Genomic DNA, 26,302 nt, shown 5'->3' on the forward strand with positions numbered 1-26,302 from the left:
GGACTTTGCGGTGCGTCCCTATCCTTTCATTCTCAGGAGTGCCTCATGATTCCGGGCGTGCCGGGCGAAAGCCAGGTGTATCTCAACGGTGAGTTCCTGCGTGTGGACGAGGCCAAGATCTCCGTCCTCGACCGCGGCTTTATTTTCGGGGATGGCATCTACGAAGTCGTTCCCGTATACCAAGGCAATGCGTTCCGCATGGCCGAACACCTCAACCGCCTGGACCGCAGCCTGGCTGCCCTGCGGATCGCGCAGCCCTTCGACCGCGAAGGCTGGATCGACCTGATCCAGCAACTGCTGGCGCGCACCAAGCTGGAAACCTGCATCGTCTATCTGCAGGTGACGCGCGGCGTGGCCAAGCGGGACCACCAGTTTCCCTCCGTTCCGGTCGCCCCGACCGTCTTCGGCATGGTGTCGGCCTGGTCACCGCCGACGGCCGCGCAGCGTTCCCAGGGCCTGGCCGCCATCAGCATTCCCGACGAGCGCTGGCTGCACTGCGAGATCAAGTCGGTCTCGCTCTTGGGCAATGTGCTGGCCAAGCAGCAGGCGGTCGATGCGGAGGTGGACGAGGTCGTCCAGTTCCGCGACGGCTACCTGACCGAAGGCTCTTCCACCAATATCTGGGTGGTTTCCGGCGGAAAGCTGCTGGCTCCGCCCAAGAACAACCTGATCCTGGAAGGCATCCGCTACGGCCTGATGGGCGAACTGGCCGCGGAGGCGGGCATCCCGTTCGAGTCGCGCCGCATCTCGCAGCAGGAGGTGGAGCAGGCGGACGAACTGATGCTGTCCTCGGCCACCAAGGAGGTGCTTGCCATCGTCTCGCTGGACGGCAAACCCGTGGGATCCGGCAAGCCCGGCCCTGTTTTTGAGCGGTTGCGCGCGGGTTATGATGCCCGCATCGCCGCGCTGTAGTCCTGGCGCGGGGCGGCCGCCAAGGGCCGCCCCAAAGCAAGAGACTCCCCTCGGGGGGCAGGAAGCTCACGCAGTGGGCGCGCCGTGGGGGGCAACACTTTTTAGGCACATCATGCATATCCCGCCCGAAGATTCCCTTATCGAATATCCCAGCGACTTTCCCATCAAGGTCATGGGCAAGCAGCACCCCGAATTCGCGCAGACGCTGACCGAGGTCGTCCTGCAGTTCGATCCCGGATTCGACGCCGCCACGGTGGAAATGCGGCCCAGCAAGGGCGGCAACTACATGGGGCTGACCTTCACCGTGCGCGCCACGTCGCGCGAACAGCTGGATGCGCTCTACCGGGCCCTGCATGGCCACCCGATGGTGTCCATCGTTCTCTAGAGCGGGTCGGTCGTGATCAAGTGGCTCGCGCGGCCGGCGGATTATCTGTCGGTCTGGCAGGATATGCAGGCATACACCAACCTGCGGGGCGCGGATACGCCCGATGAGATCTGGCTTTGCGAACACGCGCCGGTCTACACGCTGGGCCAGGCGGGCCTGCCGCAGCATGTGCTCAATCCCGGCAATATCCCCGTCGTCCGTTGCGATCGAGGCGGTCAGGTGACCTACCACGGCCCCGGCCAGGTCATGGCGTACGCGCTGTTCGACCTGCGCCGCGCGGACATGTACGTGAAAGAGTACGTGACCCTGCTGGAAGGCGCCGTCATCGACACGCTGGCGCAGCTGGGCGTGGCGCACGCCTGTCGCAAGCCCGGCGCACCGGGCGTCTACGTGCCCGACCCCGATGGAGGCGAACTGGCCAAGATCGCCGCGCTGGGCATCAAGATCCGCAACGGCAGGGCCTATCATGGCGTTTCGCTGAACGTATCGATGGACCTGGCGCCCTTCCTGGGCATCAACCCTTGCGGCTACCAGGGGCTGCGCACCGTCGACATGGCCAGTTGCGGCGCGCGTTGCGAGCCGACCGAGGCTGGCGACGCGCTGGGCCGCAATCTGGCGCTGGCCTGGGGCCGCGCAAGGGAAAGACATGAAAACCTACACCCCGGCTGACATCGCCGCCACCACGCCCGAGCAGCTGGCACGCCTGCGCGAACAGGGGCCTATCGAGGATTACGCCGCCTGGATCCGCGCGGCCGCCGAGCTGGGGCTGGTCGAGGCCCAGGCCATCCACGGGCAGATGCTGCTCGATGGCGCCGGCGTCGAACGCGACCAGGCGGAGGGGCTGGCTTGGTTCAAGCGCGCCGCGAACGCCGACCATCTCATGGCCATCAACATGGTGGGCCGCTGCTACGAGAATGGCTGGGGCGTGGCGCCGGACGATACCGTCGCGGCCTATTGGTTCCGGTTGGCCGCCGACCGGGGGCTGGACTGGGGCATGTACAACTATGCCCACATGCTGCGCAGCGGCCGCGGCGGCGTGGCGCAGAACTCTGCCGCGGCGCTGGCCCTGTACCAGCAGGCGGCGCATGCCGGGCACGTGAAGTCCATCGGCGTGGTCGGCCGTTACTACGAAGCGGGCGACGTGGTCGGGCAAGACATGGAACGCGCCTTCGACTGCTACCAGCGCTGCGCCGAGGGCGGCGACTTCCGCGGCATGTTCCACCTTGGCCGCCTGCTGTTGCTGCGCGGCCGCAAGGAAGAGGCCGTTCAGTGGCTGGTCCGCGTGCCTGAAACGGCCACGCCCGCCTTCCTGCGCGAAGCCAACGCCATGCTACAGGCCAGCGGATTCCCCGCGCTGTACGAGGACGTTCCGTAGGATGGGTGCAGCGCGAGAGTTCTTGAGCAAGAACTCGAATATCGAACGCGCGTAACCCATCAGGCGGCGCCAGCCGCCGTTTTTCGTGGCAAGCGTAAATGCCGGCTGGCGGCGGTAGGCGCCGGTTTTCGTGGCAGGTGTAAATGCCGGCTGGCGTCAGCCGCCGTTTTTCGTGGCAAGCGCAAATGCCGGCTGGCGCCGGCCGATGGGTTACGCGCGTTCAGCGCCGGCCCTCTTTTCGGAGGCGTGCCGCGCTGCACCCATCCTACGTGCTCAGGCGTTCCTCCAGGGCGATGTCGATGGTTTCGCGTTCGCCGGCGCCGCGTTCGCCTTGCAGGCGGTCGAGCAGGAACTGGCCGGCGCGCCGGCCCAGGGCGGCGGCGTCGATGCCCAGAGTGGTCAGCCCTTGCGCCCATTGCGCCGCGCTGCCGTCATCCGTGAAACCCAGCACCGCCAGGTCCTGGGGCACGTGCAGGTCGCGGTTGTGCGCTTCCGACACCGCCGCCGCGGCCAGCAGGTCGGAAGTGCAGAACACGGCATCGAAGATCGTATTGGTGGCCAGCAGGCGCAGAAAGGCCATGCGACCGTCGTTCATATGCTGCGCTTCGGGCTGCACGATGTCCGCCATCTGTTCCAGCCCCAGCGCGGCGGCGCTGGCGATGAAGCCTTCCCGCCGAGCCCGCTCCCAGGGATTGTCGGCGCTGATGCAGGCGACGCGCGCATGGCGCCTGGCGGCGAGATGCCGGGCCGCCATGCGGCCCGCTTCCACGTTGTCGATAACGATGGCGCCGTCCAACGGCCGGGCGGAGGCGCTCCACGTTTCGACCACGGGGATCTCCAGCGCGGCCGCGGTGGACCGTAAGCCGGGATCGTCCAGCGGGCCGATGACGAGCGCCGCCGCCGGCCGCATTCCGCTCAGCAGCGACAGGCCGGACGCGCCGCCCCAGGGAGCGGCGGCCAGGTAATAGCCGGCGGGCGCAAGCAGTTCGGCGCACGCCTGCACGGCGCGGCTGGCGGGGCCGGCGTCCAGTCGGGGCGCGATCAGGGCGATGGGGCGGGGCTGGGGCAGTGAGGCCATGGGGGAAATTCGCGGATTCATCAGGCGTGACGATAACCCAGGCGCGCCGGCCTTCAGGGCGCTGCCCGCGCCGGCGACGGGCCCGTCCGGGGCGGATCCGGGCCGCGAGGGGTAAAATGCCGTTTTTGTCCCAGACCCGGCCCGTACGCGCGCCGGCTATGAAGGTGTCCAATGTCTACGCTCGCCGAGTCTCCTGTTCCCTCGAACGAATCCGCCGCTGCGCCCGCGGACGCGGCCTACGATCCGACGCAAAAGCAGAAATCGCAGGCCAAGACCGCGCGCATTCCCATCAAGATCGTTCCGGCCGAGCGCCTGAAGAAGCCTGAATGGATCCGCGTGAAGGCCGCCGCGCCCGGTTCGCGCTTCTACGACATCAAGCGCATCCTGCGGGAACACAACCTGCATACGGTGTGCGAGGAAGCCTCCTGCCCGAACATCGGCGAATGCTTCGGCAAGGGCACCGCCACCTTCATGATCATGGGCGACAAGTGCACGCGCCGTTGCCCCTTCTGTGATGTGGGCCATGGCCGTCCGGATCCTCTGGACACCAACGAGCCCGTCAACCTGGCGCGCACCATCGCCGCGATGAAGCTGTCCTACGTGGTGATCACCTCGGTGGACCGCGACGATCTGCGCGACGGCGGCGCCGGCCATTTCGTGGATTGCATCACGCATATCCGCGAACTCTCGCCCACGACCCGCATCGAGGTGCTGGTGCCCGACTTCCGCGGCCGCCTGGACCGCGCGCTGACGATCCTGAACGCCGGCCCCCCCGACGTGATGAACCACAATCTGGAAACCGTGCCGCGCCTGTACAAGCAGGCGCGTCCGGGCTCGGACTACATGCATTCGCTGAAGCTGCTGGCCGAGTTCAAGAAGCTGCACCCCGAGGTTCCCACCAAGTCCGGCCTGATGCTGGGCCTGGGCGAGACCGACGAGGAAATCCTGCAGGTGATGCGCGACATGCGCGAGCACGGGGTGGACATGCTGACCATCGGCCAGTACCTGCAGCCGTCGGAGCATCACCTGCCGGTGCTGCGCTACGTGCATCCGGACACCTTCGCGATGTTCGAGCGCGAGGCCTACGCCATGGGCTTCACGCACGCGGCGGTGGGCGCGATGGTGCGTTCCTCGTACCATGCGGACGAGCAGGCGCACGCGGCCGGCGTGAACTGATTCAGCAGGTTTCGGCGTCGGCCAGCAGCGCGCCGTTGCGGTCCCTGGCGGAGAGCAGCGGCGCCTGTCGGCAGGGCCAGTCTATGGCCAGCGCCGGGTCGTCCCAGCGGATGCAGCGCTCATGTTGCGGCGCGTAATAGTCCGTGGACTTGTACAGGACCTCGGCGGAATCGGACAACGCCAGGAATCCGTGGGCGAACCCTTCGGGTATCCAGAGCTGGCGCTTGTTCTCGGCGCTGAGTATGGCGCCCACCCATTTCCCGAACGTCGGCGATGCGCGGCGCAGGTCCACCGCCACGTCGAAGACCTCGCCCGCGCACACGCGCACGAGCTTGCCCTGCGCCTGTGCCACCTGGTAGTGCAGGCCGCGCAGGACACCCCTGGCCGAGCGTGAATGGTTGTCTTGCACAAAGCTGCGCCTCAGCCCGGTAGAGGCTTCGAAAACACCCTGGTTGAAGCTTTCAAAGAAGAAGCCGCGTTCATCGGACAGGACGCGGGGCTCCAGGACCAGCACGTCGGGGATGGCTTGCGGGATGACTTTCATCAGAACACCTTGTCCGCCAGGACGCGCATGAGGTATTTGCCGTAGCCGCTCCTGGCCAGCGGCTGCGCCAGTTTCTCAAGCGCGCCGGCGTCGATCCAGCCCTGGCGAAAGGCGATTTCCTCGGGGCAGGCCACCTTCAGGCCCTGGCGGTGTTCCAGCGTGGCGATGAACTGGCTGGCCTCAAGCAGCGATTCGTGGGTGCCGGTGTCCAGCCAGGCGAAGCCGCGGCCCATGATCTCCACCCCAAGCCGGTCTTGTTCCAGATAATGCCGGTTGACGTCGGTGATCTCGAGTTCCCCGCGCGCCGAAGGGCGGATGCCTCGAGCGATGCCGATCACGTCGTTATCGTAGAAATACAGGCCCGTGACCGCATAGCCGGAGCGCGGCCGCGCGGGCTTTTCCTCGATGGAGAGCACCTTGCCGTTTCCATCGAATTCCGCCACGCCATAGCGTTCCGGATCCTGGACGTGGTAGGCGAAGACGGTTGCGCCGTCCGTGCGGGCGTTGGCGCGTTGCAGCAGCCTGGGCAGTTCATGGCCGTAGAAGATGTTGTCGCCCAGCACGAGCGCCGACGCATCCTGCCCGATGAAGGGCGCGCCGATGAGGAACGCCTGCGCCAGGCCGTCGGGCGAGGGCTGCACGGCGTATTCGATGTTCAGGCCCCATTGCGATCCGTCGCCCAGCAATTGCCCGAACCGGGGCGTGTCCTGCGGCGTCGAGATGACGAGGATGTCGCGGATGCCCGCCAGCATCAGCGTGGTGAGCGGGTAATAGATCATCGGCTTGTCGAAAACGGGCAGCAGCTGCTTGCTGATGGCCAGCGTTGCCGGATGCAGCCGGGCGCCCGAGCCTCCTGCCAGAACTATGCCTTTGCGCGCCATGCGGAATCTCCGGGTTCGATGAGCTGGTCCAGGACCGTGTCGACATGCGTGGTCCATGCGGGCAGCCGCAGGTCCAGCGCGCGCGATAGCAGGGCCGTGTCCAGCATGGAATTGCGGGGCCGTTGCGCGGCCGCCGGATAGTCTCGCGCCGCGACCGCGCGGATGCGCTCGGGGGCGAGTTCCAGGGCCGCGCCGCGGGCGGCGGCGCCCGCGACGATATATTGCGCGTATTCATGCCAGCTGGTCGAGCCGGCGGCGGCCAGGTGATACATGCCGGAGGGCAGCCGCCCTGCGAGACGCTCCCGGATGGCCAGCGCCGTCGTGTCGGCGATCAGGCCCGCCGAGGTCGGAGCGCCATGCTGGTCCGACACGACATCCAGGCTTTGCCGGGTTTGTGCCAGGCGCAGGATGGTCTTCAGGAAATTCCGGCCGTGCGCCGAATAGACCCAGCTGCTGCGGAACACCAGCGCCTCGCAGCCGGCGTCCAGGATGGCCTGTTCGCCCGCCAGTTTGGTGGCGCCGTATACGTTGCGGGGATTGGGCTTGTCGGTTTCCGTGTATGGCCGCCGCGCCGCGCCATCGAAGACATAGTCCGTCGAATAATGGACGAGCAGGGCATTCGTGGCCCTGGCATGGCGGGCAAGGGCGGAGACCGCCAGGGCGTTCACCTGGGATGCCGCCACAGCATCGGTTTCGGCCATGTCCACCGCCGTGTAGGCCGCGGCGTTCACGATCGCGCCGGGCTGGCAGGCCGAGACGGCCGCGCGCAGGCTTTCCTGGTCGCGGAGGTCGGCGGCATCGCGGCCAAGCGCCACCAGTTCCCCCAGCGGAGCCAGTGCGCGGCACAGCTCGCGGCCCACCTGGCCGTTCTTGCCCAGCAGTAGGATTTTCACGCGGTCCTTGCTAAGTCTCGTACTGTAGTCGTGCCCAGTCGCGATAGGCGCCACTGGTGACGTTCGCCACCCACTGCGGATGGCCCAGGTACCAGAGTACCGTTTTTCGCAGGCCTGTTTCGAACGTTTCGGCCGGCATCCAGCCCAGGGCGCGCTGCAGGCGGCTGGCGTCGACGGCGTAGCGGCGGTCGTGCCCTGGGCGGTCGGGGACGTGGACGATCTGGGCCGCGTAGGAGCGGCCGTCGGGCCGCGGGCTGAGCTCGTCGAGCAGCGCGCACAGCTGGCGCACGACCTCGATATTGGTTTTTTCGTTCCAGCCGCCCACGTTGAACGTCTCGCCCGGCTCGCCAGCCTCCAGTATCTTGCGGATCGCGTCGCAGTGGTCGGCGACGTGCAGCCAGTCGCGCACCTGCTGCCCGTCTCCGTAGAGCGGCAGCGGCTTGCCGGCGAGCGCATTGTGGATGACGAGGGGGATGAGCTTTTCGGGGAACTGGTAGGGGCCGTAGTTGTTCGAGCAGTTCGAGGTCAGCACCGGCAGGCCGTAGGTCGTGTGGAACGCCCGGACCAGATGATCGCTTGCCGCCTTGCTGGCGGCATAGGGGCTGTTCGGCGCGTAGCGCGTCGTCTCGGTGAATGCGGGCGCTCCCGCTTCCAGCGAACCGTACACTTCGTCGGTGGAAACGTGCACGAAGCGGAAGCCGGCCTTGGCGTCCGGGTCCAGCCCGGTCCAGTAGTCGCGCACGGCCGCCAGCAGGCGCGAGGTTCCGACGATATTGGCCTGGACGAAGGCGTCGGGATCGGCGATGGAACGGTCGACGTGGGTTTCCGCCGCGAAGTTGATCACCGCCCGGGGCGCATGCGCGGCCAGCAGCCGCGAGACCGTGCCGGAATCGCCTATGTCGCCCTGGACCAGCAGATGGCGGGCGTCGCCCCGCAGGGAGGCCAGGTTGTCCGGGTTGCCGGCGTACGTGAGCTTGTCCAGCGTAACGACGGGCTCGTCACGATGGGCAAGCCAATCCAATACGAAATTGGAGCCGATGAAGCCGGCTCCGCCGGTGACGACTATGCTCATGTTGGTAAAACCCTCTGGGCCGCCTGGCCCAGGCATATCCTTGGCGCGGGCCTAGCGGCGCGCCTGGGCGCCCGCCCAGTACGTGTCTTTCTGCCCTGCATGCTGGTTTATACAACGCGCCAGCACGAACATCAGGTCCGACAGCCGGTTCAGGTATTGCCTGACGGGCGCGTTCACCTGATCGACTCGCGCCAGCGCCACCACCGCCCGTTCGGCGCGGCGGCATATGGTGCGGGCCACGTGCGCCTGCGAGGCGCCGCGGGAGCCGCCGGGCAGGATGAATTCGCGCAGGGGCGGCAGCGTGGCGTTGTAGTGGGCCAGTCGCGCGTCCAGGCGGGCGACCTGTTCGTCGGCCAGGGCGACGTGGCCGGGAATGCAGAGTTCCGCGCCCATATCGAACAGGTCGTGCTGGATGGCGGATAAGTCCGCGGAAATCTCGGCAGGCAGGGATTCGGTCAGCAGCACCCCGATCGCGCTATTCAGTTCGTCCACGTCGCCCAGGGCGGCGATCCGCGGCGCGTCCTTGGGGGCGCGGGATCCGTCCCCCAGGCCGGTGGTGCCGTCGTCTCCCGTGCGGGTGGCAATGACAGATAGACGATTGGCCATGGGAATTCCTGAAATAGTGACGAATGGTTCGGATTTTGTGTCGGGCCCGTGAAGGCCGGGCCTGCGGCGCGCGGGATGCAATCAATGGTCAGGATTGTTGCGTTCCCGCCGGGCGACTGTTGCACAAGGGCGGTATCCTAGCACTATGGAAGGCAGGGGCGGTTCAGTCCGTCCTTATGCGCCTTCGCTGCAATTGGAGGATATCTGCATGGTTTTTGACCGCAAGTACGCAACCCCCCTGGCCGTGGCAGCCGCCGTGGCCGTCGTGGCAGCGGCGGCGCCGCTGGCGTTCGCGCAGCAGGCCCAGGCCAGCGGCGAAGTGCGGCGGGTGGACCCGGCCGCGGGCAAGGTCACGATCAAGCACGACGCCATCAAACAGTTGGACCTGCCCGCCATGACGCTGGTCTACGAGGCCGATCCGGCGCTGCTGGCCAAGATCAAGGCGGGCGACAAGGTCAGCTTCACTGCGGAGCGCAAGGACGGCAAGTACATCGTGACCGCAATCTCGAACTAGGGCCGGCGCGGGCGGCCATCCAAAGAAAAAGCCGTTTGCCGCTCAAACGCGGCAAACGGCTTTCGGCCGGCGGCCAGGCAGGGCCGCCTGGCGCTTACAGCACGTAGCGGGCCAGGTCCTGGCTGCTCGCGGCTTCCGACAACTGGGCGTTGACGTAGGCGGCGTCGATCTTCACGTGCTTGTCCTGGCTGGACGTGGCGTCGAAGGACAGTTCCTCCAGCAGCTTTTCCATCACCGTGTACAGGCGGCGCGCGCCGATGTTCTCGGTGGTTTCGTTCACGTCGAAGGCCAGTTCCGCCAGGCGGCGCACGCCGTCTTCCGTGAATTCCAGCTCCAGGTCCTCGGTGGCCATCAGCGCCTTGTACTGCTTGGTCAGCGAGGCATCCGTATCGGACAGGATGCGCACGAAGTCCTCGGCGGTCAGCGATTCCAGTTCGACGCGGATCGGGAAGCGGCCTTGCAGCTCCGGGATCAGGTCGGACGGGCGCGACAGGTGGAACGCGCCGGACGCGATGAACAGGATGTGATCGGTGCGGACCATGCCGTAGCGCGTGTTGACCGTGGTGCCTTCCACCAGCGGCAGCAGGTCGCGCTGCACGCCCTGGCGCGAAACGTCCGCGCCGCCGCTTTCCTGGCGGGCGGCGATCTTGTCGATTTCGTCCAGGAACACGATGCCGTTCTGCTCGACGTTGGTGATCGCCACGGTGCGCAGGTCTTCTTCGTTGACTCGCTTGGCGGCCTCTTCGTCGACGATCAGCTTGAAGGCTTCGCGCACCTTCATCTTCTTGGGCTTTTTCTTGTCGCGGGCCATGCCGGCGAACATGCCGCGCAGCTGTTCGGCCATCTCTTCCATGCCCGGGGGCGTCATGACGTCCATCTGCGGCACGGCCTGGGCCACTTCGATCTCGATTTCGAGATCGTCGATCTTGCCTTCGCGCAGGCGCTTGCGGAAGGTCTGGCGGGCGCTATTGTCTTCGCCGCGTTCGGGTTCGCCCGAGGCGCCGCGCGCCGGCGGCACGAGCGCGTCGAGGATGCGGTCCTCGGCGGCGTCTTCCGCCTGGGTGCGGACCCGGCGCATTTCCAGTTCGCGCGTCTGCTTGATCGAGTATTCGGTCAGGTCGCGGATGATGGTGTCGACATCGCGGCCCACATAACCCACTTCCGTGAACTTGGTGGCCTCGATCTTGATGAAGGGCGCGTTGGCCAGCTTGGCCAGGCGGCGCGCGATTTCGGTCTTGCCCACGCCGGTGGGGCCGATCATGAGGATGTTCTTGGGATGGATTTCGTGGCGCAGGGGCTCGGCGACCTGCTGGCGGCGCCAGCGGTTGCGCAGCGCCACGGCCACGGCGCGCTTGGCGCGGTTCTGGCCGACGATGTACTTGTCGAGTTCGGAGACGATCTCTCCGGGCGTCATGTTGGATGCGGACATGAGGGCAGATCCTTGAAGCTGGGACGGGCTGGGGAGGCGGCGCGGCGCCGGGAGCGCCGCGCGGCGGGCGTCACTCGCCCAGCGTTTCGATGACGTGGTTCTGGTTGGTGTAGATGCAGAGGTCGCCAGCGATTTCCAGCGATTGCTTGACGATCGCCTCGGGCGGCAGCTCGGTGTTGCGCAGCAGGGCCAGCGCGGCCGACTGGGCGTAGGCGCCGCCGGAACCGATGGCCGCCAGGCCGTGTTCCGGTTCCAGCACGTCGCCGTTGCCGGTCAGCACAAGCGTGTGTTCGGCGTCGGCCACGATCAGCATGGCTTCGAGGCGCCGCAGCACGCGGTCGGTACGCCAGTCGCGGGTCAGCTCGACCGCGGCGCGCATCAGGTTGCCCTGGTGCTTCTCCAGTTTGGCTTCGAAGCGTTCCTGCAGGGTGAATGCGTCGGCGGTGGCGCCGGCGAAGCCGGCCAGGATCTTGTCGTGGTACAGGCGGCGGATCTTGCGGGCCGTACCCTTGATGACGATGTTGCCCAGGGTGACCTGGCCATCGCCGCCCAGTGCGACGCGGTTCCCGCGGCGCACGCACACGATGGTGGTGGCGTGAAATTGTTCCATGCTTTCCTTCCTTTGAGGGGAATAGCTGGGGGCGTTTCCAGGGAAATCAAGGGAATGCGGGAGCTCTGTGTCTGACACCCGTACGGGATGCCCTAGGATTTGCCCGGATGCCACCCGGGTGTCTGACACCGATGCAAGAACCACTTCGGTGTCAGACACCCGGGAAGGCCGATTTCAGCCTGACGGGCATCCCGTACGGGTGTCAGACACTGGGCTCGTCCAACAAAAAAGGCCATGCTGGTAAACAGCATAGCCTTTCAGGGACGGGCGTGAATACGGGACGGGTCAGTCGCCGTAGAGCTTCTGGCGCATTTCGCGGCGTTCCTGCGCTTCGAGCGACAGGGTGGCCGTGGGGCGCGCCAGCAGGCGCGGAATGCCGATGGGTTCGCCCGTTTCCTCACACCAGCCGTATTCGCCGCTGTCGATGCGGGCGATGGACTGTTGCACCTTCTTCAGCAGCTTGCGTTCGCGGTCGCGGGTGCGCAGCTCCAGGGCATGTTCTTCCTCGATCGTGGCGCGGTCGGCGGGATCGGGCACGAATTGCGTTTCACGCAGGTGCTCCGTGGTTTCGCCGGCATTGGCCAGGATGTCCTGTTCGAGTTGTTTGAGCCGTTCCTTGAAGAAAGCCAGCTGGCGTTCGTTCATATAGTCGGACTCGGGCATGGCCAGCAATTCTTTTTCGCTGGGCAGATCAATCGCCGTATCGCTCGTCGACTTGCTTGGTTTCTTGGTTGCTGCCTTGGTAGCCATGAAAACACTCCACTATGAATCGATCCTGGCGCGGGCGTTCATTCCCCGTCCGTGTTACTTGTTGCCTACGCTATTCGTACCTCACAGTACTGCCTTCGTCGCATCGCGTCACGTCAGGAAGGGGGATTACCCCGCCAGGCACTGCTCCAAGCCCCGGGTAAAAATCTCCTGGGGCAGCTTACGACCGATGAAAACCATCTTGGTGGACGGTTTTTCGGCCGCGGTCCACGGCTTGCCGGGTTCGGCGCCCATCATCATGTGCACACCCTGGAACAACATGCGGCGGTTGATGCCCTTCATGTACAGGATGCCCTTGTAGCGCATCAGGTCTGGACCATAGACCTGCACGACGCCACCCAGGAATTCCTCGAGCCGCGCGGGATCGAACGGCTTGTTGGAACGGAACACGAACGCGCCGATTTCGTCGTCGTGCTGGTGGTGGTGATGGTGGGCATGATTGCAGTGCGCCCCGCATTCGCCGTCATGGTCATGGTCATGGTCATGGTCATGGTCATGGCCGTGATCGTGCCCGTGCTCGTGTCCATGGTCATGGCTGTGGGCGGCGTCGGGGTGCTCATCGGCCAGGAATTCCGGGTCGATGTCCAGAATGGAATTCAGGTTGAAGCCGCTGATGTCGATGATGGACTTCAGGTCGACTTCGCCGAAGTTGACGGCGGTGATCGGCGCGCGCGGGTTCATGTGCACCAAGCGGTGGCGCAGCGCTTCGTAGTCGACTTCGTTGACCAGGTCTTTCTTCGAGATCAGGATGCGGTCGGCGAATCCGACCTGCTTCTGGGCTTCGGGCTGCTCGTCGAGGGTGGACATGCCGTGCTTGGCATCGACCACGGTGACCACCGCGTCCAGGCGGTAATACTCGGCGATGTCGTCATCCATGAAGAACGTCTGGCAGACGGGGCCCGGATTGGCCATGCCGGTGGTTTCGAGGATGACGCGTTCGAAATTCAGTTCGCCGGCTTCGCGCTTCGCGCGCAGCTCGGACAGCGTGCGCATCAGGTCGCCGCGCACCGTGCAGCAGACGCAGCCGTTGGACAGCTCGATGATTTCCTCGTTGCTATCCTGGACCAGCAGGTCGTTGTCGATGCTTTCCGGCCCGAATTCGTTCTCGATGACCGCGACGCGGCGGCCATGGTATTCGGTGAGGATGCGTTTGAGCAGGGTGGTCTTGCCCGCACCGAGAAAGCCGGTGAGGATGGTGACGGGAACCATTTTGTCCAAACTGCGCGGGGTATTCATGGCGAAGCTGCTAGCGTGAAGTCAAGGCGTTAAACAGGAACTCTCGGCAAGGGGACTTGCAACCCCGCATTGCGTTCTGGAACGGGGTTTCCCTGGCATGGCCGGAGGATGTTTGCCACAGGCTGCGAAGGCCGCCGACAGCGGCCGGACGCAGGATTACAGCACAGTCGGGGGCAGGGGGCAAACCCAGGGTGAACCCGGGGGCCCGGTGGCCCAGATCGCTGCCGTACGCCCTCAAGTATCGGGCGATACCACTATTTTGGGACGGTTTCCGGTATTTCAAGAGCGGACGGGTCCGCCAGGATGAAGTCCGTCGCGAGACTCCGACCGTAGGAGCCGCCCGGACGGATGAGATCCGCGCGCGGAACCGCCCCGCCTTAGTGGTGGTGATGGTGGTGTGCGGCGTCCGCGGGCTGCTTTTTCTGGCACTGGGGGCACAGCGCGCGGATTTCGGTTTCGTGCGTGGCCAGGGCATAGCCGGTCTGGGCCACGCGTTCGGCCAGTTGCCGGCTCATGGCGGGGTCGGATACTTCCGCGACCGCGCCGCAGCCCGTACAGACCACCAGCAAGTCGTGGGGAGCGCCGCCGGCGTCGTGGCAGGCGCTCCAGGCATTGACCGCGTCCAGGCGGTGGATCAGGCCTTCGTCCATCAGGAAGTCCAGGGCCCGGTACACGGTGGGAGGCGCGGCGCCCGGATGCACCGCGCGCATGGCATCTAGCAGTTCATAGGCCTTCAGGCTGCGGCCGTGGCGCAGCAGCAATTCCAGCACCTTGCGGCGGATGGGCGTGAGGCGGCGTCCGCGCTGCTCGCACAGCGTCTCGGCGACGCCGAGCTGGGCGTCCACGGTGTCGCTGCGGGGGGAGCGGGGCGTTGCGGGCATGGCTGGCTTCATGTGTATAGGTAACGCGCGCGATGCGCGCGAGATGCCAGGAAGGTAGCAGAAAACACCCAGATGCGGGCGAAACCCGCGGAATCAAGCATTTTGGTTATGATATAACATAATAAAACTGTTTCTCTATCCCGATTTCCGATGTCGCATTTCACGCTCTGGTCTCCGCGGCCCGGCGCCGCGCCCGGGCAAAGCCTGCCTCCGCGTTCCGCTTTTCTCGTTTCGGCCTGGCGCCGCATGGCGGTCGCGCTGGCCGCGGCCGCGGCCCTGTGGGCCCTGACCGGGTGGGCGCTGGGCTGGTGGCCGCAATGAGCGCGCCCGTCACCATCGAACTGGAAGACGCCTCCTTCGGCTGGCATGGCCATGCCGCGCTCAAGTCGGTGTCGGGGCGCTTTGCGCCAGGCGGCATGACCGCCGTGGTGGGGCCCAATGGCGCCGGCAAGTCCACGCTGATCAAAGGCATCATGGGCGTGTTGCCTCCCATGGCCGGCAGCGTGCGCGTCAGCGGCGCCGGGCGCGCCGGCCTCGCGTGGCTGCCCCAGGCGGCCGAGCTGGACCGGTCGTTTCCCGTCTCGGTGCTGGAGCTGGTGGCCATGGGCGCGTGGCGCCGCGTGGGCGGATGGCGCAGGGTGGCCGACGACGAGCTCGCGCGCTGCATGCATGCCCTGGAAACGGTGGGCATGGCCGATGCCGCGGGGCGCGGCGTGGGCACCCTGTCGGGCGGGCAGATGCAGCGCGCGCTGTTTGCGCGGATGCTGGTGCAGGACGCGCCGGTGCTGCTCCTGGACGAGCCGTTCGCCGCGGTGGACAGCCACACGGCGGATGATCTGATGGCCTTGCTTTGCGGCCTGCATGGCCAGGGCAGGACCGTGATCGCGGTCCTGCACGACCTGGACCTGGTGCGCGACCACTTTCCGGAATGCCTGCTCCTGTCCGGCGCGGTGGTGGCCTGGGGCGATACGGCCAGCGCCCTCGACGACGCGCACCTGCGGGCCGCCCGGCAATGGCATGCGAGGCTCCCGGCATGAGCCTGCTGCAATGGGTGGTGTCGCCCTTCCTGGATTACGGCTTCATGCGGCGGGCGCTGGCGGGCGCCAGCGCGCTGTCCCTGGGCGCGGCGCCGCTCGGGGGGTTCCTGGTGCTGCGGCGGATGAGCCTGATGGGCGACGCCATGTCGCATGCCATCCTGCCCGGCGTGGCGGCCGGCTTCCTGCTGGCGGGATTGTCGCTGGGCGCGATGATGCTGGGCGGGATCGCCACCGGCCTGGCCGTGGCATTGCTGGCGGGCCTGGTGGCCAGGCTGACGCCGCTGCGCGAGGACGCCAGCTTCGCGGCGTTCTACCTGATATCGCTGGGCCTGGGCGTGCTGCTGGTGTCGCTGCGGGGTTCCAACATGGACCTGCTGCACGTGCTGTTCGGCACGGTGCTGGGGCTGGACGATCCGGCGCTCCTGCTGGTCACCGCGGTTGCCAGCGCAACCCTGCTCGCGCTGGCCGCGATCTACCGGCTGCTGGGGGCCGAATGCCTGGACCCGGGTTTCCTGCGGGCCAGCGGCGGCCGGGGAGGCTGGGTCCACATGGGCTTTCTGGTGCTGGTCGTGGTGAATCTGGTGGCGGGATTCCAGGTGCTGGGCACCCTCATGGTGGTCGGCATCATGATGCTGCCCGCCGCCGCCGCCCGCTTCTGGGTCCGTTCGGCGGCCAGCCAGATCCCGCTGGCCGCGGGCCTGGGCGTGGCGGCGTCGGTGGCCGGCCTGCTCGTCTCCTATCACTTCAATGTGCCGGCTTCGCCCGCCATCATCCTGGCTGCCGGCGTCTGTTATCTGTTTTCCATCGCGAGCGGCCCGCAGGGCGGGCTGCTGCGTAGGCCGCGCCGCATGCGGCGCGGCTGACTTCAAAGGAGATTCGCCATGCGTTCCGTTTCCACCGCGCGCCGCCGCGCGCTGCTGGCCGTGGCCGGCCTGTGCCTTTCGGCCGTTTTCGGGGCTGCGCACGCCGCGGGCCCGCTGAAGGCCGTGGCAAGTTTTTCCATCCTGGGAGACATCGTGCGCGAAGTCGGCGGCAAGGACGTCAGCGTGGCCACGCTTGTCGGGCCCGACGGCGATGCGCACGAGTACGAACCCACGCCGGGCGATGCGAAAAAACTGTCCACCGCCGGCGTGCTGTTCGTGAATGGGCTGGATTTCGAAACCTGGATGCCGCGCCTGGCGAAATCCTCAGGGTTCTCCGGCCTGACCGTAGTCGCCTCCAAGGGCGTGACGCCGCGCAAGTTCGCGGAAGCCGGCGAGGGCCACGGTCACGATGGCCACGACCACGACCACGATCACGATCACGATCATGGGCACGGTCATGGGCACGGTCACAAGGATGGCCACCACCACGGCGATGCCGATCCGCATGCCTGGCAGGACTTGTCCAACGGCGTAATCTACGCCCGCAACGTGGCGGAAGGGCTGGCCGCCGCCGACCCGGCGCACGCGGACGCCTATCGCGAACGCGCCCAGGCCTACATCGCGCGCCTGCAGGCGCTGGATACCGATGTCCGCAAGACGTTCGCCGCGATTCCCGCCGAACGCCGCAAGGTCGTGACCTCGCACGACGCGTTCGGCTATTTCGGCGATGCCTACGGCGTTGCGTTCATTTCGGCGATGGGGATGTCGACCGATGCCGAGCCCTCGGCGGGCGACGTGGCGCGCATCATCGAGCAGGTGAAGCGCGAGCGCGTGCCTGCGGTGTTCGTGGAAAACATCAGCAGCCCCAAGCTGGTCCAGCAGATAGCGCGGGAAACCGGGGCAAAGGTGGGTGGTACGCTCTATTCCGACGCCTTGTCCAAGGCCGGCCAGCCCGGCGCCACCTATCTGGAAATGTTCGAATGGAACGCACGTCAGCTCGCCGCGGCCTTGCAACCTTGACCGCTGCGGCGGCCCTGCTGAGCGCGGGTGCGGCCGGCGCGCACCCGCACATGTGGATCGACGCCCGCGCGGTCATTGAAATCGACGCCGACAAGCGCATCACGGCGGTGCGGCAGACCTGGCTGTTTGACGAGATGTTCGGCGCCTATGCCACGCAGGGCTTGAAGCGGGGCAAGGACGGCTCCTTGCCTGCGGACGTATTGCAGGGCATGGCGCAGGACTGGATGAAGGCATTGGGTGAACCGGTATCGCACTACTTCACCCGCGTCACGTTGGACGGCAGGACCGCGGGCTTTGCGGCGCCGCGGGACGCGCGCGTCGACTGGAATCCAAAGACCACGCGCCTGACCCTGTCCTTCACATTGCCGCTGGCCGAGCCGGCCCCGCCCGGCAAGGACGGCGCGCAAGTGGACATCTACGATCCGACCTACTTCGTCGCCTACGCCTTCGATGGCAAGAACGCCGTGTCCCTCGGAGGCCCGCAAGGCGCGGCCTGTGCGTCGGCCTACCGCAAGCCCAAGGAACTGGATTGGAAAACCATGCAGCAACTGGCGGCGATCCCGGCCGATCCGGACGCGTTGCCCGACGAACTCTTCGCCATTACCAAGGGGCTGACGCACCGCATCGAGGTGAGATGCCCGTAGCGCGGCCGGCGAAGTCCGTTGCCGCGGCGCTCGCGCTGGTGCTGTTGGGATGGAGCGCAGCGATGTGGACGGCGACCGCGGCAGCGCAGGGCGCCCACCCTTTCGGCGTGCCGGAAAGCGGCGGCGCGGGCGGGCCGGGATGGTTGTCCGGCTTCTTCGGCCAGGTCGCCGTCTGGCAGTCCCATTTCTACCGGCAATTGACGGGCGCGGTGCGCGCCTGGCAGAACGATGGCGGCGCGGCCTGGGTCCTGGTCGGCCTGTCGTTCGCCTATGGCGTGTTTCACGCCCTGGGCCCAGGCCATGGCAAGGCGGTGATCTCGTCCTATGTGCTGGCAAACCGCCAGACCGCCCGCAACGGCGCGCTGCTGGCGCTGTTGTCCGCCTTGATCCAGGCGCTGGTTGCGATTGCGATGGTGGCCGTCCTGGCAGTGGTGTTCAACGCCACCGCCACGGTGATGAACACGGCCACGCGCTGGCTGGAGCTGGCGTCGTATGCGCTGGTGACGGCGTTGGGCGCATGGCTGGTCTGGACCAAGGTGATCCGCCCGTTGCGGACGCGCGCGTCCGCGTCCCCGCATGGCCATGCGCACGGCGATGGACACGGCCATGGGCACAGCCATGGACACGATTGCGCTTGCGGGCACGCGCATGTGCCCGAACCCGAAAGCGTGGCGGGCCGCCTGGACTTGCGGCGCGCCGCGTCGGCGATCCTGGCCGTGGGCCTGCGGCCCTGCAGCGGCGCCTTGATCGTGCTGGTGTTCGCGTTGTCGCAGGGCTTTTTCCTGGCTGGCGTGGCCTCGGCCCTGGCGATGGGCGTGGGCACCGGCCTGACCGTCGCCGCATTGGCCATGCTGGCCGTGGCGGCCGGCGGCGCGGCCAATCGCCTTGGGCGCCGGCTTTCGGGCGCGGGCGCGGCGCGCCTGCGCTACGCGGTGGAGGCGCTCGCGGCGCTGGCCGTGCTGTTGCTGGGGGTGATGCTGCTGGGCGGCGCGGCGGCCGGGGGCGGTTAGGACTTGCGGCCGGCGCGCGGATGCGCCTGGTCGTAGGCGCGCGCCAGGTGCTGGAAGTCCAGCCGGGTATAGACCTGGGTGGTGGAAATATTGGCGTGGCCCAGCATTTCCTGCACGGCGCGCAAGTCTTGCGCGGACTGCAGCACATGGCTGGCGAAGCTGTGCCGCAGCACGTGCGGATGCACATGGGTAGGCACGCCGGCCGCTTGCGCGATGCGCGCGAGCTGCAGTTGCACCACGCGCGGCGAGATGCGGCGTCCGCGCGCGCCGAGGAAGAGCGCCGCGGCGTCCTCGGGCTGCGAGGTGAAGGGCGCAAGCTGCGGGCGCGCAGCGATCCATTTGTGCAAGGATTCCACGGCGGCGTGGCCGACGGGCACGGACCGGCGCTTGCCGCCCTTGCCCAGCACCACGACCTCGGCTTCGTCCAGGTTCAGCCAGCCGCGCGATTCATAACCGTTGGCGCGTTCGTAGCGCAGGTCCAGCCCGACCAGCTCCGAGAGCCGCAGGCCGCTGGAATACAGCAGTTCGAACATGGCCTGGTCGCGCAGCGCGGCGGGCTCGGTCGCCACCTGCGCCGGAGCGCGGTCCAGCAGGGCCTGGGTCTGTTCCACCGACAAGGCCTTGGGCAGGCCGCGGGGCGCCTTGGGCGCGCGCACGCCCGCCACGGGGTTGCCCGCCAATTCGATCGCCGGCGCCCACCATTGGTAGAAACCGCGCCAGGCGGCCAGCGTGCGCGCCAGGCTGCGCGGACCGCGGCCTTCGGCATGCAGGCGCGCCACGAATTGCCGGATGTGGCCGTTGCCGATCTTGTCCAGCGGCAGCCCCGCCTTGTCGGCCAGCGCGCGCAGGAAACGCAGCTCGCGGCGGTAGCCGTCCAGCGTATGGGGCGAATAGCGGCGGTTCGTTTCCAGGTGGCGCAGCCAGGCGCCCATCGCGTCGGGCAGGGGCGCTTCCGGCGGGTCTGTGTCCTGCGCGGCGTTCCCCATGCACGGCTCCCTTTCGTATGAACAGGCCCTAGACCTTGGGGGTCGCGGGGTTCAGGCGATGCAGCGCCGCCGACGCCAGCTGGCCGATGGATTCCAGGAACGTAGTGCCCATTTCGGGGGTGAAGCGTTCGGCGTCGTCCGAGCCCAGCACCAGCAGGCCGACGGCAGGGCCGTCCGCTTCGAGGCGCAGGGGCACCAGCGCCAGCGACTTGGGCTTGGCGTCCAGCCAGCCGGCGGCTTCAAAACCCGTGTCGGCGCCGCAGTACGGGGCCTTCAGGCTGTCGGTGAAGGCGCGCACGTCCTGGGAGACGGGCTCCCCGTAGCCGTTCGCGGGCAGTTCGGACAGGTCCCAGAGGCGCAGGGCTGCATGGTTCAAATCGAACTGTTCGGCCAGGCCCAGGGCGATTTCGCCCGGCACCCGCTGGGGATCGCATTCGGACAGCAGGCGGCTGCACCACTTGGCCAGGTGCGTGCCGATGGTTTCGTTGGCCGTGGCGTTGCGCACCAGCTCGCTCAGGCGCCATTCCAGCTCGCGGTTGCGTTCGCGCAGCGTCATGATCTGGCGCTCGCCAAGCGAAATGGCGCGCGAACCGTGGGGATGGGGCACTTGCAGCGTGGCGAAGACGTCGGCGTGTTCGTCGAAAAAGCCGGGATTCTCTTGCAGGAAGCCGGCGATGTCGTGAGCGGTAAAAGCGGTATCAGTCATGGCTTATCGGTTCAGCCCCATGGAGAAGACGAGCTTGTCGATGTCGACCTGCCCCGTGAAAACGGATTCCGCCGGACCGGTCATGCGCAACTGTTCGCCGTTCCAGGCGACGGTCAGCACGCCGCCGCGCGTTTGTACGCGCACCGGGGAATCGAGCAGGCCGCGGCGGATGCCGGCTGCGACGGCGGCGCAGGCGCCCGTGCCGCAGGCCAGGGTTTCGCCCACGCCCCGTTCGAAGACGCGCAGGCGGATGTTGTTACGGTCTTCCACTTGCATGAAGCCGGCGTTGACGCGGCGCGGGAAGCGGGGATGGGTCTCGATCAGCGGGCCGAGGACGGAGACGGGGGCGGTGTCCACGTTTTCCACGACCTGCACGGCATGCGGATTGGAGATGGCCACGGCGGACACCGGGACGGAGCGCGGCAGGCCGGCGGGCGCGTCCAGCGGGAGCTCCCATAGCGTGTCGTCGCCCTGGCGTTGCGCAGCCAGGCCGTCGGTGTTGAACGGCAGGGCGGCCGGGTCGAAGCGGGTGCTGCCCATGTCGACGGTTACCTGCTCGTCGTCGCCTTCGTCCAGGACGAGAATGCCCGTGGCGATTTCAGCGCGCAGCGGGTTGCGGTCGGACAGGCCCTGTTCGTGCACGAAACGCACGAAGCAGCGGGCGCCGTTGCCGCAATGCTCGACCTCGCTGCCGTCTGAATTGAAGATGCGGTAGCGGAAATCGGCGTCGGGCCGGGTGGGCCGCTCGACCAGGAGAATCTGGTCGGCGCCTATGCCGAAATGCCGGTCGCCCAACGCGCGCGCGCGCTCGGGCGTCATTTCGATCGTTTGGCGAACCCCGTCGAGCACGACGAAATCGTTGCCCGCGCCATGCATTTTGGTGAAGTTCCAGTTCATCACCGGATTATCGCCCATTATTGGGGCGCGGGCGGCGCGGCCGGGGTTCAGTAAAGTTTGGGCTCGCCCGGCGGCCGCGTCTTGAATCGGCGATGGACCCAGTAGTACTGGCTGGGGCAGCGGCGCACCCAGGATTCCAGTTCGCGGTTCAGGCGGGCGGTGGCGTCTTCCAGCGATCCTTCGCCCGGGAAATCGGCCAGCGGCGGCAGGACATCCACGTGGTAGCGGCCGGTTTCCGGATTCCAGAAGCCCACGATGGGCATGACGGCGGCATTCCATTTCTTGGCCAGCTGCGCGGTCGCGAGCAGGGTCGCGGCGGGCACGCCGAAGAAGGGCACGAAGACCGAGCCCTGGCGGCCGAAGTCCATGTCGGGCAGGTAGTAGACGGGGCGGGGGGCGCGCAGATGGCGGAGCAGTTCGCGCACGCCGTCCTTGCGGCTGACCAGGAAGACTTCGTTGAAGCGGGCGCGGCCCGCGGCCACGACGGCGTCGATGTGCGGGTCGCTTTGCGGGGTATACATGGTGGCGGCGCTGGGCACGTCCATGGTGAGCCTGGTCGCCGCGGCGTCCAGCGCGATGAAGTGCGGCGCCAACAGGATCACCGAGCGGCCTTCGGCGATCAGTTCGTTGATGCGTTCGCTGCCGGTCTGCGTCACCATTTCCTTGATGGCCTCCGGCGTGCCGTACCAGAGCACGCCGCGGTCCACGATGGATTGCGCCAGGGCGCGGAAATGCTCGGCCAGCCAGCGTTCGCGCACGGACTCGGGCTGGTCGGGAAAGCACAGCTCCAGGTTGCGCCGGACGATGCGTGCGCGCGACTTCGCCAGGCGCGGCGCCAGCCAGCCCAGGCAGGCGCCGATGCGCAGCCGCGTCGACGGCTTGATGCGACCGAACCATTTCAACAGGGAGACCAGCGCGCGCGTTTTGAAATCAGTCATAGTGTCAGCAGGGGAACGGGCGGGGCGCGGCGGGTTCAGCCCGCCGTGGAGGCCGTATCGGCGGCCGGCGCCGGCGGGGCCCCGCGCGGCGTCTTGTAGCGGTTGTAGCTCCAGAGATATTGCTCCGGGCAGCGGCGGATCAGCGTTTCCATGGCCGCATTGAGCAGCGCGGCCTGCGCCTGGGGATCGGCGGGCAGCGGTTCGGGCACCCGGACATAATGGATGCGCCAGCCCCGCCCCTTGGGCAGCCTTTCACCGGCGGTCAGGATGATGGAAACGCCGGTCTGCGTGGCCAGCTTGCCTGGCAGGGTCATGGTGTAGGCCATGCGTCCGAAGAACGGGGCCCAGACGCCGTCGCCCACGCTGGGCGCCTGGTCGGGCAGCATGCCCACGGATTCCCCCCGGCGCAGGGCGCGCACGAATTCACGCACGCCTTGCATGGTGGCGGGCACCGCGTTGACCGCCGAGCTGTTGCGCGCGGTTTCCAGCAGCGGGGCCAGGATGTCCTTGCGCGGCGGGCGGAACATGACCGTCATCGGCATCTGGCGGGCCAGGTAGCGGGCCGTGATTTCGAAGCAGCCCAGGTGGGGCGTCAGGAAAAGGATGCCCCGGTTTTCGGCGCGGGCCGCGCTGACCACGTCGTTGTCGTCCGAGACGACCCGGGCCAGGCTGTCTTCGTTGCGGAACCAGACCCGCGGGCTTTCGAGGATCATGGCGCCGATCTCGCCGGCCGCGCGGCGCGCGAAGGCCGGGTCCGGATAGCCTGCCTGGGCGGCGTTCGCCTGGAGCCGCCGCCGGTACTTGCCTGGCCAGGCGTAGATCGCGCGCCCGGCGAGGCGCCCCAGGGCGTGCGCGACGGGGAGAGGAAGGGCGGCGAACAATCTGAACAGGAAGAGCAGCATGCGGCAAAGGTAAGGGGCTGGCAGGGGGGCGCCCGGGCCCCGGGAACGGGCAGGCGCCCAGGCACGAGCAGCAGAACGGCATTTTCGCCTAAAATGAGCCAGTCGCCGAGTTAACCGACAACTTGCGGGGCGACGGCAAGGGTGTAGCGCGTTGCGCGTCCTTTGCCAAATCCGCTAAAGCGTCGCGCCCAGATCCGGGGTATGCCGCAAGGCATACGGTTCGAGGTGCTACGCGCCTCGTGAACCTATGCGCCGGCAAAGCCGGGCACGTAAGGACGCATCTGTGGCCAACAACGACTTTCTCTTCACCTCCGAATCCGTCTCTGAAGGGCACCCCGACAAGGTTGCCGACCAGATTTCAGACTCCATCCTCGACGCCATCTTCACCCAAGACCCCAACGCGCGCGTTGCGGCAGAGACCCTGTGCAACACGGGCCTGGTCGTGCTGGCCGGCGAGATCACCACGACCGCCAACGTCGATTACATCCAGGTTGCGCGTGACACGATCCGCCGCATCGGCTACGACAACACCGAGTACGGCATCGACTACAAGGGCTGCGCGGTGCTGGTCGCCTACGACAAGCAATCGCCGGACATCGCCCAGGGCGTGGACCGCAGCTCGGAAAACTACCTGAACCAGGGCGCGGGCGACCAGGGCCTGATGTTTGGCTACGCGTGCGATGAAACTCCCGACCTGATGCCCGCCCCGATCTGGTACGCCCACCGCCTGGTGCAGCGCCAGAGCGAACTGCGCAAGGATGGCCGCCTGCCGTGGCTGCGCCCCGACGCCAAGTCGCAGGTGACGTTCCGCTACATCGACGGCCGCCCGGCGGAAGTCGACACGGTGGTGCTGTCGACCCAGCATTCGCCCGAGGTCTCGCAAGAGACCATCCACGAAGCCGTGATCGAAGACATCATCAAGCCGAGCTTCCCCGACGGCCTGATCACGCCCAAGACCAAGTTCCTGGTCAACCCGACCGGCCGTTTCGTCATCGGCGGCCCGCAAGGCGACTGCGGCCTGACCGGCCGCAAGATCATCGTCGACACCTACGGCGGCGCATGCCCGCACGGCGGCGGCGCGTTCTCGGGCAAGGATCCGTCCAAGGTGGACCGCTCGGCCGCCTACGCCGCGCGCTACGTGGCCAAGAATATCGTGGCCGCCGGTCTGGCACGCCAGTGCCAGGTGCAGGTCAGCTACGCCATCGGCGTGGCCGAGCCGATCAACATCACCGTCTACACGGAAGGCACGGGCGTCATCCCCGATCACGAGATCGCCAAGCTGGTGCGCGAGCACTTCGACCTGCGTCCGAAGGGCATCGTGAACATGCTGGACCTGCTGCGTCCGATCTACGCGAAGACCGCCGCCTACGGCCACTTCGGTCGTTCGGAGCCGGAGTTCTCGTGGGAAGCCACGGACAAGGTGCAGGAACTGAAGAAGGCCCTGTAAGCGCTGCTCTTCAAAAAAATGCCCCCGCTCATCCGCGGGGGCATTTTCATTGGCGCGGCGGAATCACAGGTTCCAGGACGACAGGTCGGGCCGCCGGACCGCCGGAGCCAGCACGGGCTCCAGCGCCGCGGCGCAATCCAGCAGCGCGGCGTCGCCGCCCGCGGGCGCCAGCAGCTGGACGCCGATGGGCATGCCTTCGGCGTCGAAACCGGCCGGCAGCGAGATGGCGGCCGCGCCCAGGAAGTTGGCGGGCCGCAGCAGCCTGCCCAGGCTGGCGTGGCGCGTATCGTCCGCATCCAGCGCCTGAGCGGCCTGGTCGCATGCCGGCATCAGCAAGGCGTCCACGTCCTGCATGGCATGCGCGAAAGCGGCCATGCCGGCGGCGCGGCGCAGCAGGGCGGCTTCGTAGTCGGCCTGCGCGATCCGGCCGCCCGCGGCGATGCGGGCGCGCACCACTTCCCACAGGGGCTGCGCCGGGTCTTCGGCCAGCGCGCCGTAGTGGCGGTAGGCCTCGTAGGCCAGCACCAGGGAATTGTCGTCCGCCATGCGGGCGAACGACAGGGCCGCCGGCGGGCGCCAGGGAGTGGGCGCGAAGCCCGCCCGCGCCAGGTTTTCCTGCGCCTCGTGCCAGGCCGCAAGTCCGGAATCCGTCAGGGGGGCGGGCCACGCCTCGGGGGCCAGCACGGCCAGGGGGCCGGCGCCGCGCCTTGCGGGCTGGCGCAGGGCGGCAATGGCGCTTGCGGGGAAGGCCAGCGTGGCTGCGTCGTCGATGTCGGGGCCGGCCAGCAATTGCGCCAGCAGACGGGCGTCCGCCACGTTGCGCGAGATCGGGCCCAGCACATCGAGCGTTTCCGACAGCGGCAGGCATCCCGCCAGGCTGATGACGCCGGTGGAAGGCTTGTAGCCGACCAGGCCGTTGAGCGCGGCGGGCGCGCGCACCGAACCGCCGGTGTCGCCGCCCAGCGCCAGCGGCGCCAGCCCGGCGGCCACGGCCACGCCGGCGCCGCTGGACGAGCCGCCCGGCGCGCGCGCCACGTGGGCGTCCCAGGGATTGCGCGCGGTGCCTTGGGTGGGATTCTGGCCCGACAGCCCGAAGGCGAATTCGGTCATGCGGGTCTTGCCCAGGACGACCATGCCTTGCGCGGCCAGGCCGCGCAGCGCGGCGGCCGTCTGGCCGCTGGTCCGCCCTCGCAGGGCGCTGGAGCCCAGGCTTGCGGCGACGCCTTCCCATTGCACGCTGTCTTTCACCGCTACCGGCACGCCGTGCAGCGGCCCCAGCAGGATGCCCGCGCCGAGCAGGCGGTCGGCGGCGTCGGCCTGGGCCAGCGCGCGCTCGGCCGTGACTTCGCTGTAGGCGGCGAGAGCGGGGGCGCGCTCGATGCGGTCCAGGAAGTGGGTGGTGACCTGGCGCGAGCTGAGTTCGCGCCGGCGGATGGCGCCGGCAAGAGCCTGGGCGTCTTGGAAGTGCAGGGCGTTGTCTTGTGCTGGCATG

General features: G+C 67.6%; 30 protein-coding genes. 13 read left to right on the plus strand and 17 right to left on the minus strand.

What is annotated here, in order from left to right; genetic code table 11:
• Positions 1–45 precede the first annotated feature (45 nt).
• The 4 genes from JL37_RS13055 to JL37_RS13070 all read left to right on the plus strand — a co-directional run bounded on the left by JL37_RS13055 (position 46) and on the right by JL37_RS13070 (position 2,672).
• Positions 46–912, plus strand: a complete 867-nt coding sequence (locus tag JL37_RS13055; RefSeq protein ID WP_043544558.1) for a D-amino acid aminotransferase — start codon at positions 46–48, stop codon at positions 910–912.
• A gap of 112 nt (positions 913–1,024) precedes the next feature.
• The gene (locus JL37_RS13060; RefSeq protein ID WP_043544559.1) at positions 1,025–1,297 is read left to right on the plus strand and encodes a YbeD family protein; all 273 of its coding nucleotides are present in this window, start codon (positions 1,025–1,027) and stop codon (positions 1,295–1,297) included.
• A gap of 12 nt (positions 1,298–1,309) precedes the next feature.
• Positions 1,310–1,966: a lipoyl(octanoyl) transferase LipB gene (lipB, locus tag JL37_RS13065; RefSeq protein ID WP_043544560.1), complete on the plus strand. Its 657-nt coding sequence runs from the start codon at positions 1,310–1,312 to the stop codon at positions 1,964–1,966.
• A complete protein-coding gene (locus tag JL37_RS13070) occupies positions 1,944–2,672 on the plus strand; it encodes a tetratricopeptide repeat protein (RefSeq protein WP_043544561.1) in 729 nt (242 codons plus the stop codon). The genes lipB and JL37_RS13070 overlap by 23 nt, the downstream gene beginning before the upstream one ends.
• A 265-nt stretch (positions 2,673–2,937) precedes the next feature.
• Here JL37_RS13070 and JL37_RS13075 read toward each other — a convergent pair whose 3' ends face one another.
• Complete coding sequence (locus tag JL37_RS13075) at positions 2,938–3,750, minus strand: substrate-binding domain-containing protein (protein ID WP_043544562.1); 813 nt, start codon at positions 3,748–3,750, stop codon at positions 2,938–2,940.
• Between the two features lie 171 nt (positions 3,751–3,921).
• Between JL37_RS13075 and lipA the strand changes: the two genes are divergently transcribed.
• The gene (lipA, locus tag JL37_RS13080) at positions 3,922–4,926 is read left to right on the plus strand and encodes a lipoyl synthase (protein ID WP_043544563.1); all 1,005 of its coding nucleotides are present in this window, start codon (positions 3,922–3,924) and stop codon (positions 4,924–4,926) included.
• A gap of 1 nt (position 4,927) precedes the next feature.
• On the opposite strand, the gene rfbC is transcribed toward lipA, so the two are convergent.
• Genes rfbC through JL37_RS13105 form a run of 5 tightly spaced genes read right to left on the minus strand, consistent with a single transcriptional unit; the run spans position 4,928 to position 8,922 of the window.
• Positions 4,928–5,470 carry a dTDP-4-dehydrorhamnose 3,5-epimerase gene (gene rfbC / locus JL37_RS13085; RefSeq protein ID WP_043544564.1) on the minus strand — a complete coding sequence of 181 codons (543 nt, stop codon included), beginning with the start codon at positions 5,468–5,470 and terminating at the stop codon, positions 4,928–4,930.
• Positions 5,470–6,351, minus strand: coding sequence for a glucose-1-phosphate thymidylyltransferase RfbA (gene rfbA / locus JL37_RS13090; protein ID WP_043544565.1), 882 nt, complete (start codon positions 6,349–6,351; stop codon positions 5,470–5,472). Before rfbA ends, rfbC begins: the two co-directional genes overlap by 1 nt.
• A complete protein-coding gene (rfbD, locus tag JL37_RS13095) occupies positions 6,333–7,244 on the minus strand; it encodes a dTDP-4-dehydrorhamnose reductase (RefSeq protein WP_043544566.1) in 912 nt (303 codons plus the stop codon). Before rfbD ends, rfbA begins: the two co-directional genes overlap by 19 nt.
• Before the next feature lie 10 nt (positions 7,245–7,254).
• Positions 7,255–8,316: a dTDP-glucose 4,6-dehydratase gene (gene rfbB, locus JL37_RS13100; protein ID WP_043544567.1), complete on the minus strand. Its 1,062-nt coding sequence runs from the start codon at positions 8,314–8,316 to the stop codon at positions 7,255–7,257.
• A gap of 51 nt (positions 8,317–8,367) precedes the next feature.
• Complete coding sequence (locus tag JL37_RS13105; protein ID WP_043544568.1) at positions 8,368–8,922, minus strand: cob(I)yrinic acid a,c-diamide adenosyltransferase; 555 nt, start codon at positions 8,920–8,922, stop codon at positions 8,368–8,370.
• Between the two features lie 208 nt (positions 8,923–9,130).
• Here JL37_RS13105 and JL37_RS13110 point away from each other — a divergent pair, with 208 nt between their 5' ends.
• Positions 9,131–9,436, plus strand: coding sequence for a copper-binding protein (locus JL37_RS13110; RefSeq protein WP_043544569.1), 306 nt, complete (start codon positions 9,131–9,133; stop codon positions 9,434–9,436).
• A gap of 94 nt (positions 9,437–9,530) precedes the next feature.
• Here JL37_RS13110 and hslU read toward each other — a convergent pair whose 3' ends face one another.
• From hslU to JL37_RS13135, 5 genes are all read right to left on the minus strand, one after another.
• Entirely contained in the window at positions 9,531–10,865 is a 1,335-nt protein-coding gene (hslU, locus tag JL37_RS13115) for an ATP-dependent protease ATPase subunit HslU (protein WP_043544570.1), read from the minus strand.
• Between the two features lie 70 nt (positions 10,866–10,935).
• The gene (hslV, locus tag JL37_RS13120; RefSeq protein ID WP_043544571.1) at positions 10,936–11,475 is read right to left on the minus strand and encodes an ATP-dependent protease subunit HslV; all 540 of its coding nucleotides are present in this window, start codon (positions 11,473–11,475) and stop codon (positions 10,936–10,938) included.
• 285 nt (positions 11,476–11,760) lie between these two features.
• Positions 11,761–12,225 (minus strand): RNA polymerase-binding protein DksA, encoded by a 465-nt coding sequence (dksA, locus tag JL37_RS13125; protein WP_043544572.1) that lies wholly within the window; start codon positions 12,223–12,225, stop codon positions 11,761–11,763.
• Between the two features lie 126 nt (positions 12,226–12,351).
• Positions 12,352–13,479: a GTP-binding protein gene (locus JL37_RS13130; protein WP_043544573.1), complete on the minus strand. Its 1,128-nt coding sequence runs from the start codon at positions 13,477–13,479 to the stop codon at positions 12,352–12,354.
• A 377-nt stretch (positions 13,480–13,856) separates the two neighbouring features.
• Positions 13,857–14,360: a Fur family transcriptional regulator gene (locus JL37_RS13135; protein WP_043544574.1), complete on the minus strand. Its 504-nt coding sequence runs from the start codon at positions 14,358–14,360 to the stop codon at positions 13,857–13,859.
• A gap of 150 nt (positions 14,361–14,510) precedes the next feature.
• Here JL37_RS13135 and JL37_RS30685 point away from each other — a divergent pair, with 150 nt between their 5' ends.
• The 6 genes from JL37_RS30685 to JL37_RS13160 are packed head-to-tail and all read left to right on the plus strand — an operon-like array spanning position 14,511 to position 18,934.
• Positions 14,511–14,681, plus strand: coding sequence for a hypothetical protein (locus JL37_RS30685; RefSeq protein WP_197064606.1), 171 nt, complete (start codon positions 14,511–14,513; stop codon positions 14,679–14,681).
• Positions 14,678–15,397: a metal ABC transporter ATP-binding protein gene (locus tag JL37_RS13140; RefSeq protein ID WP_043544575.1), complete on the plus strand. Its 720-nt coding sequence runs from the start codon at positions 14,678–14,680 to the stop codon at positions 15,395–15,397. The genes JL37_RS30685 and JL37_RS13140 overlap by 4 nt, the downstream gene beginning before the upstream one ends.
• Positions 15,394–16,260 carry a metal ABC transporter permease gene (locus JL37_RS13145; protein ID WP_043544576.1) on the plus strand — a complete coding sequence of 289 codons (867 nt, stop codon included), beginning with the start codon at positions 15,394–15,396 and terminating at the stop codon, positions 16,258–16,260. The genes JL37_RS13140 and JL37_RS13145 overlap by 4 nt, the downstream gene beginning before the upstream one ends.
• Positions 16,261–16,278: 18 nt before the next feature.
• A complete protein-coding gene (locus JL37_RS13150) occupies positions 16,279–17,280 on the plus strand; it encodes a metal ABC transporter substrate-binding protein (protein WP_043544577.1) in 1,002 nt (333 codons plus the stop codon).
• A 50-nt stretch (positions 17,281–17,330) separates the two neighbouring features.
• Positions 17,331–17,924, plus strand: coding sequence for a DUF1007 family protein (locus JL37_RS13155; protein WP_231570338.1), 594 nt, complete (start codon positions 17,331–17,333; stop codon positions 17,922–17,924).
• On the plus strand, positions 17,915–18,934 hold the full coding sequence (locus JL37_RS13160) for a nickel/cobalt transporter (protein ID WP_043544579.1): 1,020 nt from the start codon (positions 17,915–17,917) through the stop codon (positions 18,932–18,934). Before JL37_RS13155 ends, JL37_RS13160 begins: the two co-directional genes overlap by 10 nt.
• Here the strand turns inward: JL37_RS13160 and xerC are convergent.
• From xerC to JL37_RS13185, 5 genes are read right to left on the minus strand one after another with little or no spacing between them, the layout of a single operon-like run.
• Positions 18,931–19,920, minus strand: coding sequence for a tyrosine recombinase XerC (gene xerC, locus JL37_RS13165; RefSeq protein WP_052097159.1), 990 nt, complete (start codon positions 19,918–19,920; stop codon positions 18,931–18,933). The two genes, JL37_RS13160 and xerC, sit on opposite strands and share 4 nt — an antisense overlap.
• A 28-nt stretch (positions 19,921–19,948) precedes the next feature.
• On the minus strand, positions 19,949–20,626 hold the full coding sequence (locus JL37_RS13170) for a DUF484 family protein (RefSeq protein WP_043544580.1): 678 nt from the start codon (positions 20,624–20,626) through the stop codon (positions 19,949–19,951).
• Positions 20,627–20,629: 3 nt separating this feature from the next.
• Positions 20,630–21,541 carry a diaminopimelate epimerase gene (gene dapF / locus JL37_RS13175; RefSeq protein ID WP_043544581.1) on the minus strand — a complete coding sequence of 304 codons (912 nt, stop codon included), beginning with the start codon at positions 21,539–21,541 and terminating at the stop codon, positions 20,630–20,632.
• A 29-nt stretch (positions 21,542–21,570) separates the two neighbouring features.
• Entirely contained in the window at positions 21,571–22,461 is an 891-nt protein-coding gene (locus JL37_RS13180) for a lysophospholipid acyltransferase family protein (protein WP_043544582.1), read from the minus strand.
• 35 nt (positions 22,462–22,496) lie between these two features.
• Complete coding sequence (locus JL37_RS13185; protein WP_043544583.1) at positions 22,497–23,363, minus strand: lysophospholipid acyltransferase family protein; 867 nt, start codon at positions 23,361–23,363, stop codon at positions 22,497–22,499.
• Between the two features lie 283 nt (positions 23,364–23,646).
• Between JL37_RS13185 and metK the strand changes: the two genes are divergently transcribed.
• Positions 23,647–24,810: a methionine adenosyltransferase gene (gene metK / locus JL37_RS13190; protein WP_043544584.1), complete on the plus strand. Its 1,164-nt coding sequence runs from the start codon at positions 23,647–23,649 to the stop codon at positions 24,808–24,810.
• A 63-nt stretch (positions 24,811–24,873) separates the two neighbouring features.
• Here metK and JL37_RS13195 read toward each other — a convergent pair whose 3' ends face one another.
• The gene (locus tag JL37_RS13195; RefSeq protein WP_043544585.1) at positions 24,874–26,301 is read right to left on the minus strand and encodes an amidase; all 1,428 of its coding nucleotides are present in this window, start codon (positions 26,299–26,301) and stop codon (positions 24,874–24,876) included.
• Position 26,302: the final 1 nt, after the last annotated feature.

The sequence above is a fragment of the Achromobacter sp. RTa genome (assembly GCF_000757485.1).
In the GTDB taxonomy this organism is placed as follows: Bacteria; Pseudomonadota; Gammaproteobacteria; order Burkholderiales; family Burkholderiaceae_B; genus Achromobacter.

Coding starts and splice junctions, on each gene's coding strand:
- JL37_RS13055 (WP_043544558.1), top strand. CDS start 46: ATGATTCCGGGCGTGCCGGGCGAAAGCCAGGTGTATCTCAACGGTGAG.
- JL37_RS13060 (WP_043544559.1), top strand. CDS start 1,025: ATGCATATCCCGCCCGAAGATTCCCTTATCGAATATCCCAGCGACTTT.
- JL37_RS13070 (WP_043544561.1), top strand. CDS start 1,944: ATGAAAACCTACACCCCGGCTGACATCGCCGCCACCACGCCCGAGCAG.
- JL37_RS13075 (WP_043544562.1), bottom strand. CDS start 3,750: ATGGCCTCACTGCCCCAGCCCCGCCCCATCGCCCTGATCGCGCCCCGA.
- lipA (WP_043544563.1), top strand. CDS start 3,922: ATGTCTACGCTCGCCGAGTCTCCTGTTCCCTCGAACGAATCCGCCGCT.
- rfbC (WP_043544564.1), bottom strand. CDS start 5,470: ATGAAAGTCATCCCGCAAGCCATCCCCGACGTGCTGGTCCTGGAGCCC.
- rfbA (WP_043544565.1), bottom strand. CDS start 6,351: ATGGCGCGCAAAGGCATAGTTCTGGCAGGAGGCTCGGGCGCCCGGCTG.
- rfbB (WP_043544567.1), bottom strand. CDS start 8,316: ATGAGCATAGTCGTCACCGGCGGAGCCGGCTTCATCGGCTCCAATTTC.
- JL37_RS13105 (WP_043544568.1), bottom strand. CDS start 8,922: ATGGCCAATCGTCTATCTGTCATTGCCACCCGCACGGGAGACGACGGC.
- JL37_RS13110 (WP_043544569.1), top strand. CDS start 9,131: ATGGTTTTTGACCGCAAGTACGCAACCCCCCTGGCCGTGGCAGCCGCC.
- hslU (WP_043544570.1), bottom strand. CDS start 10,865: ATGTCCGCATCCAACATGACGCCCGGAGAGATCGTCTCCGAACTCGAC.
- hslV (WP_043544571.1), bottom strand. CDS start 11,475: ATGGAACAATTTCACGCCACCACCATCGTGTGCGTGCGCCGCGGGAAC.
- dksA (WP_043544572.1), bottom strand. CDS start 12,225: ATGGCTACCAAGGCAGCAACCAAGAAACCAAGCAAGTCGACGAGCGAT.
- JL37_RS13130 (WP_043544573.1), bottom strand. CDS start 13,479: ATGAATACCCCGCGCAGTTTGGACAAAATGGTTCCCGTCACCATCCTC.
- JL37_RS13135 (WP_043544574.1), bottom strand. CDS start 14,360: ATGCCCGCAACGCCCCGCTCCCCCCGCAGCGACACCGTGGACGCCCAG.
- JL37_RS30685 (WP_197064606.1), top strand. CDS start 14,511: ATGTCGCATTTCACGCTCTGGTCTCCGCGGCCCGGCGCCGCGCCCGGG.
- JL37_RS13140 (WP_043544575.1), top strand. CDS start 14,678: ATGAGCGCGCCCGTCACCATCGAACTGGAAGACGCCTCCTTCGGCTGG.
- JL37_RS13145 (WP_043544576.1), top strand. CDS start 15,394: ATGAGCCTGCTGCAATGGGTGGTGTCGCCCTTCCTGGATTACGGCTTC.
- JL37_RS13150 (WP_043544577.1), top strand. CDS start 16,279: ATGCGTTCCGTTTCCACCGCGCGCCGCCGCGCGCTGCTGGCCGTGGCC.
- JL37_RS13155 (WP_231570338.1), top strand. CDS start 17,331: ATGTGGATCGACGCCCGCGCGGTCATTGAAATCGACGCCGACAAGCGC.
- JL37_RS13160 (WP_043544579.1), top strand. CDS start 17,915: ATGCCCGTAGCGCGGCCGGCGAAGTCCGTTGCCGCGGCGCTCGCGCTG.
- xerC (WP_052097159.1), bottom strand. CDS start 19,920: ATGGGGAACGCCGCGCAGGACACAGACCCGCCGGAAGCGCCCCTGCCC.
- JL37_RS13170 (WP_043544580.1), bottom strand. CDS start 20,626: ATGACTGATACCGCTTTTACCGCTCACGACATCGCCGGCTTCCTGCAA.
- dapF (WP_043544581.1), bottom strand. CDS start 21,541: ATGGGCGATAATCCGGTGATGAACTGGAACTTCACCAAAATGCATGGC.
- JL37_RS13180 (WP_043544582.1), bottom strand. CDS start 22,461: ATGACTGATTTCAAAACGCGCGCGCTGGTCTCCCTGTTGAAATGGTTC.
- JL37_RS13185 (WP_043544583.1), bottom strand. CDS start 23,363: ATGCTGCTCTTCCTGTTCAGATTGTTCGCCGCCCTTCCTCTCCCCGTC.
- JL37_RS13195 (WP_043544585.1), bottom strand. CDS start 26,301: ATGCCAGCACAAGACAACGCCCTGCACTTCCAAGACGCCCAGGCTCTT.